Below are 15,280 nucleotides of genomic sequence, written 5' to 3' on the forward strand. Positions count from 1 at the left end.
CTACTGCAACGCGGCAATGCGCCGCCCGCCTGCCCCGCCGCTGCCACTGCTGCCGCCGCGCGGCTTACGCGCAGAACGCCTCGATCAGCGCCGCGATCTGCTCGGGCTGGTCGTGATGCACCATGTGGCCGGCATCCTCGACGAGCTTCTCGCGCCAGTCGGGGAACGCGTTGAAACGCGCCTTGAATTCCGGCAGCGGGATGTCGCCGGCGATGTGTGCCAGCGTCGGCGAATTGACGGCTTCGACGTGCAGCACCTTCGCGCGCACCTGCGCCCAGGTGGCCATCACTTCGTCGAGCCGGTACAGCAGCGGGCCAGGCATCTTGTGCGCGGGGTCGGCCAGCAGGTGGTAGAGGCCGTCGTCGCCGCGCTTCGACCAGTGCGCGGCGAGGAACGCGGCACGGCGCGGATCCAGCCGCGGATTGGTCCTGGTCAGGCGCGCCGCCACGTCGTCGAGTGACGCATAAGGACGCAGCGCGGGCGGTTCGCGCAACTCGTCCAGCCAGCCGCGCAGCCGGCGCGGTGCCTGCTCGGAGCGCGCGGGCGCGAGCCCGAAACCCTCGAGATCGACCACGCGCCGCACGCGCTCCGGCCGGGCGCCGGCATACAGGCACACGACGTTCGCGCCCATGCTGTGCCCGACCAGGTTGACTTCGCCGGTCGGCGCATAGTGGTCGACGAGCGCATCGAGGTCGCCCAGGTATTCGTGGAACCAGTAGTGGCCGCCGCCCTGCCGCGCGACCGGCCAGTCGGACAGCCCGAAACCGCGCGCATCGGGCGCGATCACCTGCCAGTCGCCCGCGAGTGCATCGACGACGAACTGGAATGACGCCGCGACATCCATCCAGCCGTGCAGCATGAACAGCGTCGGCGCATCGGGCCGGCCCCAGCGCCGGACATGCAGCTGGACGCCGCGCACCGTGACGAAATCGGAAACAGAACTCGAGGCACTCATTGCAGCCGCCAAAAAAGAATGGTCGTTCGATTATAGCGGCGACGCCTTCTTTCTGGTGTCCGGCAGTCGAGGCGACGCTCTAGCAGCACCCGTGCGCAAGGGCCCGCCGGGAAGCGCCATCTGCCGGGTGCCGGGGACGGCGGGCCGCTGTCGAAACGCAGCCGAACGCGAGCCGGCTAGCGTGGCGCGTTGCCGTCCGCCCCATCCTGCGCGGCCAGTTCGTCGAGTTCGGCCTGTTCGAATCCGGCATCGCGGCGTGCATCGAAATTGAACGGGCCACGCAGCCGCGGCGCATGGTATTGCTCGGCGAGCTGCCGGTAGGTCGGCACGGGATCGCGGCCGGCTTCGTCGCACAGGTACCGGAACCAGCGGTTGCCGATCGCGACATGGCCGATTTCGTCGCGCAGGATCACGTCGAGGATCGCGGCCGACGCATCGTCGCCCGCCTGTACGAGCCGCGCGCGGATCGGCGGCGATGCGTCGAGCCCGCGGGCCTCGAGCGTGCGCGGCACGAGCGCCATGCGCGCAAGCACATCGCCCTTGGTTCGCTCGCACATCTCCCACAGGCCGTTGTGGGCGGGAAAATCGCCGTACGCATGCCCGAATGCCGCCAGGCGGTCGGACAGCAGCGTGAAGTGATAGGCCTCCTCGGCCGCCACCTTCAGCCAGTCCGAGTAGAACGCGTCCGGCAGGCCCGCGAAGCGCCAGACCGCGTCGAGCGCCAGGTTGATCGCATTGAACTCGATATGGGCAAGCACGTGCAGCAGCACGGCGCGCCCTTCGGGCGAACGCATGCTGCGTCGCTCGAGCTGGCGCGGCTCGACGAGCGGCGGGCGCGCCGGGCGCCCGGGCAGATCGGCCGGCTCGGGCAATTCGAGCAACGGAGCGATCGCCGCCTGCCCGGCCCGCAGCGCATCGTGGAGCGAGCGCACCTGGGCGGCCTTGGCCGCGGGTTCGGCATCACGCAGCGCGGCAAGCGCGGCGCGGCGCACGCAGTCAGACGCATTGCCGAAAGAAGAAGACTCCATGTTCATAAACGGGGGCACCCTGCGTGCGCATCGCGGGAGCGCACGCACGCGACGGTTTACAATATGCGATTGTTCCGCGGCGCAACGCGAATGCACCGGGCAAACCAGACGCGCCATTCTACCGGCGCCCATCATCGAAGAGACAAGGAGACTCCGTGACGATCTACAAGCTGGGCGATACGGCCCCGACGATCCACGAAAGCGTATTCGTCGCCGACACGGCGGCCATCATCGGCAAGGTCGTGCTCGAGGAGAACGCGAGCGTCTGGTTCGGCGCGACGATTCGCGGCGACAACGAGCCGATTACCGTCGGCGCCGGCAGCAACGTCCAGGAAGGCGCGGTACTGCATACGGACCCCGGCTTTCCGCTGACGATTGCCGAAAACGTGACGATCGGGCACCAGGCCATGCTCCACGGCTGCACGATCGGCGAAGGTTCGCTGATCGGTATTCAGGCGGTGGTCTTGAATGGAGCGGTGATCGGCCGCAACTGTCTGGTTGGTGCCGGCGCGGTCGTGACGGAAGGCAAGACGTTCCCGGACAATTCGCTGATTCTCGGCGCACCGGCGAAAGTCGTGCGCGAGCTGTCGGCTGAAGACATCGCGCGGCTGCGCGCAAACGCGAAGACGTACGTCGAGCGGCGTGCGCATTTCAAGGAGCAACTCGTGCGGATCGGGTGATTCGCACGGATTTCAAGGAAGAAGAGTGAGCGACCAGTTACAGAAATTCATGTTCAATGCGGCGCCCGTGCGCGGCGAGATCGTTTCGCTGCGCAATACGTGGCAGGAAGTGCTCGCCCGCCGCGACTACCCTGCCCCCGTGCGCACGGTGCTCGGCGAGATGATGGCCGCGTGCGCGCTGCTGTCCGCGAACCTGAAATTCAACGGCACCCTGATCATGCAGATCTTCGGCGACGGGCCGGTCCAGATGCTGGTCGTCCAGTGCAGTTCGGATCTGTCGATGCGGGCCACCGCGAAGTTCGCCGGCGACGCCGCCCAGACGATCGGCGACGACACGAGCTTCGCGTCGCTCGTCAATGCGAGCGGCCACGGCCGTTGTGTGATCACGCTAGACCCGACCGACAAGCTGCCGGGCCAGCAGCCGTACCAGGGCATCGTGCCGCTGAACGGCGTCGACGGTCCGCTCGAGTCCGTATCGCAGGTACTCGAGCACTACATGCATCACTCGGAGCAGCTCGATACGCGGCTGTGGCTCGCGGCCGATCGCGACCGTGCGGTCGGCATGCTGCTGCAGAAGCTGCCGGGCGACGGCGGCATCGTGCCGCGCAACGCCGAAACCGATATCGATACGTGGGAGCGCGTCTGCACGCTCGGCGGCACGCTGTCGGCCAAGGAACTGCTCGAGGTCGAACCGGAAGTCGTGTTCCGCCGGCTGTTCTGGCAGGAAAACGTGCAGCACTTCGAACCGGCCGGCACGCGCTTCCAGTGCTCGTGCTCGCGCGAGAAGGTCGGCGCGATGCTGCGCATGCTGGGTCACGACGAAGTCGACAGCGTGATCGTCGAGCGTGGCCACGTCGAGATCCACTGCGAGTTCTGCAACCAGCGCTACGAGTTCGATCCCGTCGACGTCGCGCAGCTGTTCGCGGCACCCGGTGTCGAGACCGGTATCGCGCCCGCGACCGACCAGCGTCACTGAGCGGCGTGCTCGTGCCCGCCATCCGGGCACGGGCGCATAATGACGCACGAGCGTCGCACGCACGGCTCAGGCACCGGAGGCTCGGCCTTCGGTGCACGCCACTTCCCGCCGTCGGCGCGCTGCAGGAGAAACACATGAATCGCCTCCGCCCGTTTCGCACCCTCATCCTGACGAGCGTCGCCGCCGGCACGCTCGCGCTCGCCGGCTGCGCGATGCCGCCGCCGACGTCCACGATCCTGAGCCGCCTGCCCGAGCCGGGCGCATCGGGCGGCCAGCCGCCCGCGCTGTCGAGCGCCGAACGCAAGCGCTACGACGAGATCGACCAGCAGGTGCTGCGCGAACAGAACAGCGCCATCGCAGCCGAGGCAGCCGCACGCGCGTGGGCGTACTACTCGCCACCGCCCGTGACCGTCTACGGCGGGTACTACGGCGGATGGGGAAATCGCTGGGGAACGGGTGTCAGCTACGGCTACCCGGGATGGTGGTGGTGAGCGGTCAATCGATCGATTGACGACTGGCATGAAATAAAAAAGCGCGGTATTTCCCGCGCTTTTTCAATGGATTCGAGCGGCCGTGGTCAGTGATGCGCGACCTTGCCCTTGTCACCGCCATGATGCCGCGATGGTTTCGCGATCGACTGCGGATTCGGCACGACGCGCACTGGCGCCGCGGACACGGCGCCGCGCGTCGACGTATTCGACGGCGTGTTGTTCAGCGGCACGGCCGGCGCATTCGGCGACACGAACTGCACGAATACCTCGCCGTCCTTCACCATGCCCATCTCGTAGCGCGCGCGCTCCTCGATGGCCGCGGTGCCGCCCTGCAGATCCTGCACTTCGCCTGCGGTGCGCTCGTTGCGCAGCTTCTCGTCCGCGTTCTTCTGGAGCTGGTCGTCGAGCTGCTGACGCAATTCATGCACCCGCAGCCAGCCGCCGTGTCCCCACCATAGGGGGTACTGAATGAGCGCCAGCAAGGCAATCAGGACGACAGTGACAAGCCGCATGTAAGAACCGCAGATATAAGAAGCGCCGCTCCGCGCACATGCACAGAGCGGCGTCGATATGACGAACCCGATAGTAGCGCGTTAGCGCAGATTATAGAAAGCCGATTTACCCGGGTAGCTCGCGATGTCGCCGAGATCTTCCTCGATGCGCAGCAGCTGGTTGTACTTCGAGATACGGTCGCTGCGCGACAGCGAACCCGTCTTGATCTGACCGGCATTCAGGCCAACCGCGATATCCGCGATCGTCGAATCTTCCGTTTCGCCCGAGCGGTGCGAGATCACGGCCGTGTAGCCTGCGCGCTTCGCCATTTCGATTGCCGCGAACGTTTCGGTCAGCGTACCGATCTGGTTGATCTTGATGAGGATCGAGTTCGCGATGCCCTTCTCGATGCCTTCCTTCAGGATGCGCGTGTTCGTGACGAACAGGTCGTCGCCGACCAGCTGCACCTTCTTGCCAAGGCGCTCGGTCAGCAGCTTCCAGCCTTCCCAGTCGCTTTCGTGCATGCCGTCCTCGATCGACACGATCGGGAACTTGTCGGCGAGCGTCGCGAGGTAGTCGGTGAATTCGGCCGACGACAGTTGCAGGCCTTCACCCGCGAGCTGGTACTTGCCGTCGTGATAGAACTCGGATGCCGCGCAGTCGAGCGCGAGCAGCACGTCTTCGCCCGCACGGTAGCCGGCCTTCTCGATCGCCTGCAGGATCGTCGACAGGCATTCGTCGTTGCTGCCGAAGTTCGGCGCGAAGCCGCCTTCGTCGCCGACCGCCGTGCTCATGCCGCGGTCGCTCAGGATCTTCTTCAGTGCGTGGAACACTTCCGCGCCGCAACGCAGGGCTTCACGGAACGTCGGCTGGCTGACCGGGACGATCATGAATTCCTGGATGTCGAGGCTGTTGTTCGCGTGCGCGCCGCCGTTGACGATGTTCATCATCGGCACCGGCAGTTGCATCGCGCCCGAGCCGCCGAAGTAGCGGTACAGCGGCAGGCCGGCCTCTTCGGCGGCAGCCTTCGCGACGGCCATCGACACGGCCAGCATCGCGTTCGCGCCGAGGCGCGACTTGTTGTCGGTGCCGTCCAGCTCGAGCAGCGTCTTGTCGAGGAACGCCTGTTCCGACGCGTCGAGGCCCATGATGGCTTCGGAGATTTCGGTGTTGATGTGCTCGACTGCCTTCAGCACGCCCTTGCCGTTGTAGCGGCCGGCTTCGCCGTCGCGCAGTTCGATCGCTTCACGCGAGCCGGTGGACGCGCCCGACGGCACCGCCGCGCGGCCCATCGTGCCCGATTCGAGCAGCACGTCGCATTCGACGGTGGGGTTGCCGCGCGAATCCAGAATCTCGCGGCCGATGATATCTACGATGGCACTCATGGGTTTCCTCTGAGAATGACGATGGATTCTTCAAACTGCGATGGCGCGCGCGCCGGAACCGCTTTCGCTACAGACGCGCGAAGCCATCGCAAGGTTCATTCGATCTTTAATTGAAATCGTTTTCCAGGAACGGATTGCGCTTCACCGCCTGGTCGAGCGTGACGAGCGTCTCCAGCAGCGCACCCATCCGGTTCAGCGGCACCGCGTTCGGGCCATCCGACTTCGCTTCCGCCGGATTCGGGTGCGTTTCCATGAAGAGGCCCGCGACACCCGTCGCGACCGCCGCACGCGCGAGCACCGGCACGAATTCTCGCTGGCCGCCCGAGCTCGTGCCCTGCCCGCCCGGCAACTGCACCGAGTGGGTCGCGTCGAACACGACCGGCGCGTTCGTCTCGCGCATGATCGCGAGCGAACGCATGTCCGACACGAGATTGTTGTAGCCGAACGAGACGCCGCGCTCGCACGCCATGAAGCGGTCTTCCGACAGCCCCGCTTCACGTGCCGCGTCGCGCGCCTTGTCGATCACGTTCTTCATGTCGTGCGGCGCGAGGAACTGGCCCTTCTTGATATTGACGGGCTTGCCCGAGCGCGCGCACGCATGGATGAAATCGGTCTGGCGACACAGGAACGCCGGCGTCTGCAGCACGTCGACGACCGACGCGACCTGCTCGATCTCGTCGATCGAATGCACGTCGGTCAGCACCGGCAGGCCGAGCTGGCGCTTCACCTCGGACAGGATCCGCAGGCCTTCGTCCATTCCGAGGCCACGGAACGACTTGCCCGAGCTGCGGTTCGCCTTGTCGTAGGACGACTTGTAGATGAACGGAACGTTCAGCTTCTCGCAGATCTCCTTCAGGCGGCCCGCCGTGTCGATCGTCATTTGCTCCGATTCGACGACGCAGGTACCCGCGATCAGGAAGAAAGGCTTGTCGAGACCGACCTCGAAATCGCACAGCTTCATGCTTTACACTCCGCGCGCTTGCTTGTTGGCGAGCGCGGCTTCGACGAACGACTTGAAGAGGGGATGACCGTCACGCGGCGTGGACGTGAATTCCGGGTGGAACTGGACGCCGACGAACCACGGGTGCATCGAACGCGGCAGCTCCATCATTTCCGGCAGATCTTCGCTCGGGGTACGGGCGCTGATGATAAGGCCGCCGGCTTCGAGCTGGGGCACGAAGCGGTTATTGACTTCATAACGGTGGCGATGGCGTTCGTTCACGTCCTTGCCATAGATTTCTTCCGCCATCGTGCCGGGCTTGATCGGGCAGCGCTGCGAACCGAGGCGCATCGTGCCGCCAAGGTCGGATTCCTCGGTGCGCGTCTCGACCTTGCCGTCGCGGTCATACCACTCGGTGATCAGCGCGACCACGCGTTCCGGCGTGTCCGGCTCGAATTCCGTGCTGTTCGCCTGCTTCAGGCCGACGACGTCGCGCGCGAATTCGATCACCGCGAGCTGCATGCCGAGGCAGATGCCGAGATACGGCACCTTGGCTTCGCGCGCATAGCGGATCGCCGCGATCTTGCCTTCCGTGCCGCGACGGCCGAAACCACCCGGCACCAGCACGGCGTCGAGATGCTTCAGGCTGTCGACACCGTTCGCCTCGATCTCTTCCGAGTCGATGTACTCGATGTTGACCTTGGTCGACGTGTGCAGCGATGCGTGGCGCAGCGCCTCGATCAGCGACTTGTACGATTCGGTCAGGTCGACGTACTTGCCGACCATGCCGATCGTCACTTCGTGCTTCGGGTTCTCGAGCTTCTCGACAAGCGCAGACCACATGCTCAGGTCGGCGTCCTTCGGCGACAACTTCAGTTCCTCGCAGATGATGCGGTCGAGGCCCTGATCGTGGAGCATCTGCGGAATCTTGTAGATGCTGTCGGCATCCCACACCGAGATCACGGCATCTTCCGGCACGTTCGAGAACATCGAGATCTTCTTCGATTCGTCGTCCGGGATGCGGCGGTCCGCACGGCACAGCAGCACGTGCGGCAGGATGCCGATCTCGCGCAGCTTCTGCACGCTGTGCTGGGTCGGCTTCGTCTTCAGCTCGCCGGCCGTCGCGACGTACGGCACGAGCGTCAGGTGCACGAAGCACGCGCTGTTGCGGCCGAGGCGCAGGCTCATCTGGCGCGCGGCTTCGAGGAACGGCAGCGATTCGATGTCGCCCACCGTGCCGCCGATCTCGACGATCGCGACATCCGGTTCGCCGCAGGTGGCCGACGCGGCCCCGCGTTCGATGAACGCCTGGATTTCGTTCGTGATGTGCGGAATGACCTGCACGGTCTTGCCGAGATAGTCGCCACGGCGTTCCTTACGGATCACCGATTCGTAGATCTGGCCGGTCGTGAAGTTGTTGGCCTTGCGCATCTTCGTGCTGATGAAGCGCTCATAGTGGCCGAGGTCGAGGTCCGTCTCCGCTCCATCTTCCGTCACGAACACTTCGCCGTGCTGGAACGGGCTCATCGTGCCGGGGTCGACGTTGATGTAGGGATCGAGTTTGAGGAGGGTGACTTTCAGACCGCGCGATTCGAGGATCGCGGCGAGGGAAGCGGCGGCAATACCCTTGCCAAGGGAAGAAACTACGCCGCCGGTGACGAAAACATATTTGGTCATCGCTGGATGCTCGCGGGAAAAACGGATTATACCGTAAAGGCCGCCCTTTTCTCAGCAACTGACGCGATGATCGTGCCCTTTCGCGCCGCCCCGCACCAGTCGTGTGCGCCGGGGCTGCGCCACCCGCCGGTCGGCCAGCCGGGCGTGCCGGCGGTGCGTCCCGGCCACCCAACCAGGCGTCAGGCGCGCTTCGCGAGCGGGGCACCGCCCTGCGACGCATCGCCCTCGGCCGCCTTCAGCGAATTCAGCATCCGCTGCAATGCGCGGGCAGTCTCGAGCGGCCGTTCCATCGGGAACAGGTGGCTGCCTTCCAGCCATTCGACACGGCCGCGCGCCGCGCGGCGCGTCGCATCGAGCCCGACCTGGCGCACTTCGCGAGAACGCGTGCCGGCGAGAAAACCAAGCGGCACCGGCGCGCCGTGCGCGAGCCTGGGGCCGAGCGTGTGCGGCAATGTCCGGTAGATCAGGTATTCGACCTGCCGGTCGAACGCAAGCGCTCGCTCGCCGTCGGCACCGGCCTGCGGGATCCCGTAGTCGATGTAATCGGCCAGCATCCGTTCATCCCAGCGGGCGAACGCCGGTTTCTCACGGAAGTGCCGCCAGACGTCGTCGCGGCTCACCCAGCGCGTGCGCCGGTTGCGCGTCGCGGCGGCCGGCGACAGCCGCTCGTCGAGCCCCGCCCACTGGCTCGCTCGCAATGCGCCGGCGCGCCAGCCCGCGATGATCGGCGAATCGATCATCACGACGCCGCGCACCCATTGAGGCTTCTTCAACGCAGCCATCAGCGACAGGTAGCCGCCGAGCGAATGGCCGACGAGCCAGACGGGACGCTCGTAGCGGCTGCCGATGTCGTCGAGCAGCTGCTCGACGAGGTGCGGCCAGTCGCGCGTCACCGGGTAGCGACGGTCGTGGCCGATCCGTTCGATGTAGCGCAGCTCGTAGTCATCGGCCAGTTCGGCGAAGATCGTGCGATACGTCGATGCCGGAAAGCCGTTCGCATGCGAGAAATGGAGGATGTCCTTCAAATGCCGATGTCTCCTTTGTCGACCGGACTTGGCGCTTTAGCGCTTAGTCCGGTCCCATGCTTCGCGGTCGACCCGGAGTTGGCGCATTAGCGGCTAGTCCGGTCTCATGCTTCGCGGTCGACCGGAGCGAGTGCTGCTGCACTTGCTCCGCGCCCATGCTTGCGCATTGTGCGCGGGTCCCGGGCCTTCTTTCTTGCTACGCCAGCCCTCGCCGCGATCACCGGTCCATCCAGTACCGTCGCTGAACATCGCGATGACGCTCGAAGGCAAACCCGCCGTCGGCCGGCGCGACGTCGAACCGCACGGCGCCGTCGCGATCGGTGCGCGGCAGCGGAATTCCGCGCGCCTCGTAACGCGCGAGAACCGCCCGGTGCGGATGCCCGAAACGATTGCGATAGCCTACAGGAAATACCGCGACGCGCGGCCCGACCGAATCGAGGAAAGGCTCGACCGACGACGTACGACTGCCATGGTGCGGAACGACCAGGATCTGCGCGGCCAGCGCGTCGCGCGCGGTGCCCACGAGCTGGCGCTCGGCGGACGCTTCGATGTCGCCCGTCAGCAACGCGGAGGTGCCGCCCGCGTCGATGCGCAGCACGCACGATTGCCCGTTCGACGAACCCGTGCCCGGGCCGCCCGATGGCCAGAGCATCGTGAACACGACGCCGTCCCAGGTCCAGCGCTGCCCTGCCGTACACGGCAGCCGGTCGGCGACGCCAGCGGCCGTCGCATCGCGCCACAGCCCGCTCTTCGGCGGAATGCCCGCTAGCAGCTGGCGCACGTCGACTGCCGCATAGACGGCCGATGCGCCGCCCGCGTGATCGGCATGCGCGTGACTGAGCACGAGCGAATCGATCACCGCGATGCCGCGAGCCCGCAATGCCGGCGCGACGATCCGCGCCCCGGCATGCGTCGACTCCGCTCCCGGTCCCGCGTCGAACAGCAAGGTTCGGCGCGCGGTCTCCACCAGCACCGACGCGCCCTGCCCGACGTCGAGCACGGTCAGCCGGAAACCGCCCGGCGGCGGCGCATCGGCTGCCGGTGCGACCAGCGGCAGCCACGTGAGCGGCGCCGCCCAGCGCAGCGGCCAGCCGCGCGGCATCAACGCCCACGCGACGCCCACGCAGGCCAGCACCAGGACCGGCCAGTCGGGCATGCGCAGCCAGAACACGCCGGCCGGCCAGTCGGCGAGGTGTCCGAGCAACGTCATCATCGGTTCGAGCGCCGCGTGCGCAAGCCGGAACGCATACGCATCGAACGGCGCGGGCAGCGCGATGCCGGCCAGTACGACCGGTGTCACGACCGAGCTGACCCAGGGAATCGCGAACGCATTGCCGAACGGGCCCGACAGGGATATCTGCGCGAACCATGCGGCCGTCAGCGGCGCGAGACCGATCGTCACCGCGTACTGCACGCGCGTGGCCTCGGCGATACGGCGCCCGGCGCGTGCCCCCCACGCACGCATCCGGCTCGACAAGCCGGCCGTGCCGTCGCCCTCCTCACCTTGCGCATTGGCCTCGCGCACGGCACGCCAGCCGGCAACGGCCAGCAGGATCACGGCGACCGCCCCGAACGACAGCCAGAACCCGGCCGACAGCACGGCCCACGGATCGGCAAGCAGCACACCGCCGAGCGCCAAGCACAGCACCGCGGAAGTCGGTACGCTGCGCCCGGCCAGATACGCAACGCCGCCGACCGCGATCATCCACCACGCGCGCTGCGCCGGCACGTTGAAGCCGGCGAGTGCCGCATAGCCGGCCGCTGCCGCCAGCGCGGCGAGCGCGGCCGCGTACGGCGCCGGCAACACGAGCGTCACGGCCCGGGCGCGCCAGCGCAGGCGGCGCCAGACCATCGACACGAGGCCGCCCGCGATCGCGCCGACGAGCCCGACATGCAGACCGGAGATCGCGACCAGGTGGCTCGTGCCCGTGCTGCGCAGCACGCGCCAGTCGTCGTCGCCAATGCCCGACTGGTCGCCGATCGCGAGCGCGGCGACGATGCCGCGATGGCCGGCGTCGCCGCCAAGCGTCTCGCCGATACGCGAGCGCAGCGTGTCGCGCAGCCGATCGATCGATGCACGCCATCCCGATGCACGCGCATCGAGCAATACCGCCCGCCGGGGCGCGCTGACATAACCGATGGCGCGAATGCCTGCGGCAAGCCACGCCGCCTCGCTGTCGCGCACGCCGGGATTGGCCTCGGCATGCGGGCGCTTCAGGCGCACGACGAAACGCCAGCGCTGTGCGGCGCGCAGATCGGGCAGCGCGTCGCGTGTCGCGGCTGCGCCATACGCGCGCCACGACAACCGGATCAACGGTGGGAAGCGGGCCAGCCTCGCGTCGTTCGACTCGACCGCGAACAGCAGCCGCGCGCCTGTCTCGTCGACCACGGGCAGCCCCCGAATCACGCCGGTGACGACGATGTCGCGCCCTTCCCACTCGACGGGCAGGCTGTCGCCCAGCCGCCATTCGGCCCGCGCGGCCGCGTAGCCGAATCCGGCGACGCCGGCCGCGAGCGCACAAAGCATCCATCCGAACGCGACGGTCATGCGCGTGCGCCGGCGGCGCATGTACCACGCGCACGGCACCACGCAGCCCGCGAGTACGGCCGCACCGATCATCCATGCGAACGCACCCGGCAGCGCCGCCTGCCGCTGCAGCACGACCACGCCGAGCGCGAACGCGATCCACCACACGCGCATCGCCCCTCCTCGTCGACCCGGCACCGCCATTGCGAATGCGGTGCCTTCCGGCAACGATTATGCGGACGAAAGAGCGAGTCGCGGCAGCGCGGCGAGCGCGTTAGCCGAAGTGCATAGGGAGAGCGCGCCGGCGTCGATCCCGCGCAGTTCGGCGAGCACTTCGCCGATGCGCGGCACCTGGTCGGGCGTGTTGCGGGATTTGTATGCCCATTCAGGCGCAATGTCGGGCGCGTCCGTCTCGACGACGATCGCATCGAGCGGCAGTTGCGCCGCGAGCCGGCGGATCTGCAGCGCGCGCGTGAACGTCACGTTGCCGCCGAAGCCGAGATGCAGCCCATGCGCGAGATACGCTTCGGCCTGCTGGAAACTGCCGTTGAACGCATGCGCGATGCCGCGCCGCACGTCGAATCGGCGCAGCCCGGCCAGCACGCGATCCTGCGATTTGCGCACGTGGCACAGCACGGGCAGGTCGAATTCGCGCGCCAGCTTGAGCTGCCCCTGGTAGAAGAACTGCTGCCGTGCTTCATCGAGCCCCGGCACGAAATAATCGAGGCCGATCTCGCCGATCGCGACGAAGCGCGGATCGTCGAGGCTCGCCTCGATTTCCATGCGCAGCAGGTCGAGATCCTCGTCGCGTGCGCGCGGCGTATACATCGGATGGATGCCGAGCGCATAGACCGCGCCCGGCGTGCGTTGCGCAAGCTCGCGCACCGTCGTGAAGTTGTCGCGCCCGACGCTCGGGATCACGATGCGCGACACGCCGGCCGCGCGCGCCGCCTGAACGACCGCGTCGCGGTCGGCGTCGAACTCGGCGGCATCGAGATGGCAGTGCGTATCGATCCACATGGCGGCATTCCTGCACCCTTGCGCCGCGCCGGTCAGGGTGATTCCGGCACGTCGCGAAAGGCGTTCGTTCACACCGGCAGCGCCGGCTCCTCGTGCAGCACGCCGTCGCGCAACCGCATGATGCGGTCGCAGCGCGCGGCGAGATCGGGATCGTGCGTGACGATCACGAAGCTCGTTTCGAGCGTCGCGGACAGTTCGAGCATCAGGTTGAACACCGTATCGGCCGTCGTGCCGTCGAGGTTGCCGGTCGGCTCGTCGGCGAGCACGCACGCGGGCTTCGTGACCAGCGCGCGCGCGATCGCGACGCGCTGCCGCTCGCCCCCCGACAGCTCGCCCGGCCGGTGCTTCGCCCGCGGGCCGAGACCGACGCGCTCGAGCATCGTCTGCGCCTCGGCACGCGCGGCCTCGGTCGTCATCCGGCGGATGCGCAGCGGCATCGCGACGTTGTCGAGCGCGGTGAACTCGGGCAGCAGATGATGGAACTGGTAGACGAAGCCGAGCGCACGGTTGCGCAATTCGTTGCGCTCGCGCTCGGCGAGTTGCGTGAACGGCTTGCCGAGCAGCGACACCTCGCCCGCGCTCGGCTCGTCGAGCCCGCCCAGCACGTGCAGCAGCGTGCTCTTGCCCGATCCCGACGCGCCGACGACCGCAAGCTTCTCGCCGCGCCGCACCGTCAGCTCGGTGTTATTGAGCACCTGAACGTTGAAGCCGCCCTGCACGAACGCCTTCGTGATCCCGCGCGCCTGAAGCACGTATTCCTGCATACCTGCCGAATCCTGTCTGTTGTGTTGTCGTGAATCCGCGAATGCGGTCGCGCGATCATTCATAGCGGAGCGCCTCCGCCGGCTTCACCTTCGCCCCGCGCCAGCTCGGATAGAGCGTCGCGACAGCCGACAGCGCGAACGCGATCAGGCCGATCCGGATCACGTCGCTCGCGACGAGTTCTGACGGCAGCTCGCTGATGAAGTACACGGACGGCGGCAGGAACTGCACGCCGAACAGGTGCTCGATCATCGGGATCAGCCACGGGATGCTCCACGCGATCAGGCAGCCGAGCGCGACGCCCGACGCCGTGCCGACGAAGCCGATCGTCACGCCCTGCACGACGAAGATCTTCATGATCGACCCCGGCTGCGCGCCGAGCGTGCGCAGGATCGCGATGTCGGCCTGCTTGTTGGTCACCGTCATCACGAGCGACGACACGAGGTTGAACGCGGCCACCGCGATGATCAGCGTGAGGATGACGAACATCATCCGCTTCTCGATCTGCACGGCCGAGAACCACGTCTTGTTCTGCTGGGTCCAGTCGCGGATGTACAGGCTGCCCGACAGCGTATGCGACAGCTCGACCGCCACGTCCGGCGCCTTCTGCATGTCCTTCAGCCGCAGCCGCACACCGGTCGGCGCGCTCATCCGGAACAGCGCCTCGGCATCGCGGATGTTGATCATCGCGAGCGTGCTGTCGTATTCGTAGTGCCCGGACTCGAACACGCCGACGACCGTGAACTGCTTCAGCCGCGGCATCATGCCGGCCGGCGTGATCGACCCTTCCGGCGCGACCAGCGTGACCTTGTCGCCGACCGTCACGCCGAGATTGCCGGCGAGCGCATCGCCGAGCACGATGCCGAACTGGCCCGGCACGAGCGCGGCGAGCTGGCCCGCCTTCATGTCCTTGCCGATGTCCGACACCTGCGGCTCGAGCGTTGGCTCGACGCCGCGCAGCATCACACCGCTCACCGCGTCCTGGCGGGTAAGCAGCGCCTGCGCGTCGACATACGGCGCGGCGCCGATCACCGACGGATTGCGGCGCGCTTCCTGCGCGGTCAGTTGCCAGTCGGGCATCGAGCCCGTCGGCGAGAACACCTCGACGTGTGCGAGCACCGACAGCATGCGGTCGCGCACTTCCTTCTGGAAGCCGTTCATCACCGACAGCACGACGATCAGCGCCGCAACACCGAGCGCGATCCCGAGCATCGACACGAGCGCGATGAAGGAAATGAAGCCGTTACCGGTCGTGCGTTTGCCGGCGCGCGTGTAGCGCCAGCCGATCTGCCATTCGTACGGAAGTTTCAAGCGAATCCTTT

General features: G+C 67.1%; 14 protein-coding genes. 3 read left to right on the forward strand and 11 right to left on the reverse strand.

Annotated features, from left to right (window positions below):
- Positions 1-64: 64 nt before the first annotated feature.
- The gene (locus ACPTTF_RS11420; protein WP_423371222.1) at positions 65-955 is read right to left on the reverse strand and encodes an alpha/beta fold hydrolase; all 891 of its coding nucleotides are present in this window, start codon (positions 953-955) and stop codon (positions 65-67) included.
- 176 nt (positions 956-1,131) lie between these two features.
- Complete coding sequence (locus tag ACPTTF_RS11425; protein WP_423371223.1) at positions 1,132-1,989, reverse strand: ferritin-like domain-containing protein; 858 nt, start codon at positions 1,987-1,989, stop codon at positions 1,132-1,134.
- A gap of 149 nt (positions 1,990-2,138) precedes the next feature.
- On the opposite strand from ACPTTF_RS11425, the gene ACPTTF_RS11430 reads away from it, so the two are divergent.
- The 3 genes from ACPTTF_RS11430 (at position 2,139) to ACPTTF_RS11440 (ending at position 4,130) form a co-directional block, all read left to right on the forward strand.
- Entirely contained in the window at positions 2,139-2,663 is a 525-nt protein-coding gene (locus ACPTTF_RS11430; protein ID WP_423371224.1) for a gamma carbonic anhydrase family protein, read from the forward strand.
- 25 nt (positions 2,664-2,688) lie between these two features.
- Positions 2,689-3,639 (forward strand): Hsp33 family molecular chaperone HslO, encoded by a 951-nt coding sequence (gene hslO, locus ACPTTF_RS11435; protein WP_166960245.1) that lies wholly within the window; start codon positions 2,689-2,691, stop codon positions 3,637-3,639.
- A gap of 134 nt (positions 3,640-3,773) precedes the next feature.
- Positions 3,774-4,130 (forward strand): hypothetical protein, encoded by a 357-nt coding sequence (locus ACPTTF_RS11440; protein WP_166960248.1) that lies wholly within the window; start codon positions 3,774-3,776, stop codon positions 4,128-4,130.
- 86 nt (positions 4,131-4,216) lie between these two features.
- On the opposite strand, the gene ftsB is transcribed toward ACPTTF_RS11440, so the two are convergent.
- From ftsB to ACPTTF_RS11485, 9 genes are all read right to left on the reverse strand, one after another.
- Complete coding sequence (ftsB, locus tag ACPTTF_RS11445) at positions 4,217-4,642, reverse strand: cell division protein FtsB (RefSeq protein ID WP_166960251.1); 426 nt, start codon at positions 4,640-4,642, stop codon at positions 4,217-4,219.
- A gap of 81 nt (positions 4,643-4,723) precedes the next feature.
- Positions 4,724-6,007 carry a phosphopyruvate hydratase gene (eno, locus tag ACPTTF_RS11450; RefSeq protein WP_006751590.1) on the reverse strand — a complete coding sequence of 428 codons (1,284 nt, stop codon included), beginning with the start codon at positions 6,005-6,007 and terminating at the stop codon, positions 4,724-4,726.
- Between the two features lie 106 nt (positions 6,008-6,113).
- On the reverse strand, positions 6,114-6,968 hold the full coding sequence (kdsA, locus tag ACPTTF_RS11455) for a 3-deoxy-8-phosphooctulonate synthase (protein ID WP_047898480.1): 855 nt from the start codon (positions 6,966-6,968) through the stop codon (positions 6,114-6,116).
- 3 nt (positions 6,969-6,971) lie between these two features.
- Positions 6,972-8,624 carry a CTP synthase gene (locus ACPTTF_RS11460; protein ID WP_059233729.1) on the reverse strand — a complete coding sequence of 551 codons (1,653 nt, stop codon included), beginning with the start codon at positions 8,622-8,624 and terminating at the stop codon, positions 6,972-6,974.
- 179 nt (positions 8,625-8,803) lie between these two features.
- Positions 8,804-9,649: an alpha/beta fold hydrolase gene (locus ACPTTF_RS11465; protein ID WP_166960254.1), complete on the reverse strand. Its 846-nt coding sequence runs from the start codon at positions 9,647-9,649 to the stop codon at positions 8,804-8,806.
- Between the two features lie 217 nt (positions 9,650-9,866).
- Positions 9,867-12,350 carry a DNA internalization-related competence protein ComEC/Rec2 gene (locus ACPTTF_RS11470; RefSeq protein ID WP_423371225.1) on the reverse strand — a complete coding sequence of 828 codons (2,484 nt, stop codon included), beginning with the start codon at positions 12,348-12,350 and terminating at the stop codon, positions 9,867-9,869.
- Positions 12,351-12,407: 57 nt separating this feature from the next.
- On the reverse strand, positions 12,408-13,196 hold the full coding sequence (locus tag ACPTTF_RS11475) for a TatD family hydrolase (RefSeq protein WP_423371226.1): 789 nt from the start codon (positions 13,194-13,196) through the stop codon (positions 12,408-12,410).
- Between the two features lie 68 nt (positions 13,197-13,264).
- Positions 13,265-14,023, reverse strand: a complete 759-nt coding sequence (gene lolD / locus ACPTTF_RS11480) for a lipoprotein-releasing ABC transporter ATP-binding protein LolD (RefSeq protein ID WP_407062438.1) — start codon at positions 14,021-14,023, stop codon at positions 13,265-13,267.
- A complete protein-coding gene (locus tag ACPTTF_RS11485) occupies positions 14,016-15,269 on the reverse strand; it encodes a lipoprotein-releasing ABC transporter permease subunit (RefSeq protein WP_423371227.1) in 1,254 nt (417 codons plus the stop codon). The genes lolD and ACPTTF_RS11485 overlap by 8 nt, the downstream gene beginning before the upstream one ends.
- Between the last annotated feature and the right edge of the window lie 11 nt (positions 15,270-15,280).

The organism is Burkholderia crassaminum (genome assembly GCF_964265005.1).
Lineage (GTDB): Bacteria > Pseudomonadota > Gammaproteobacteria > Burkholderiales > Burkholderiaceae > Burkholderia.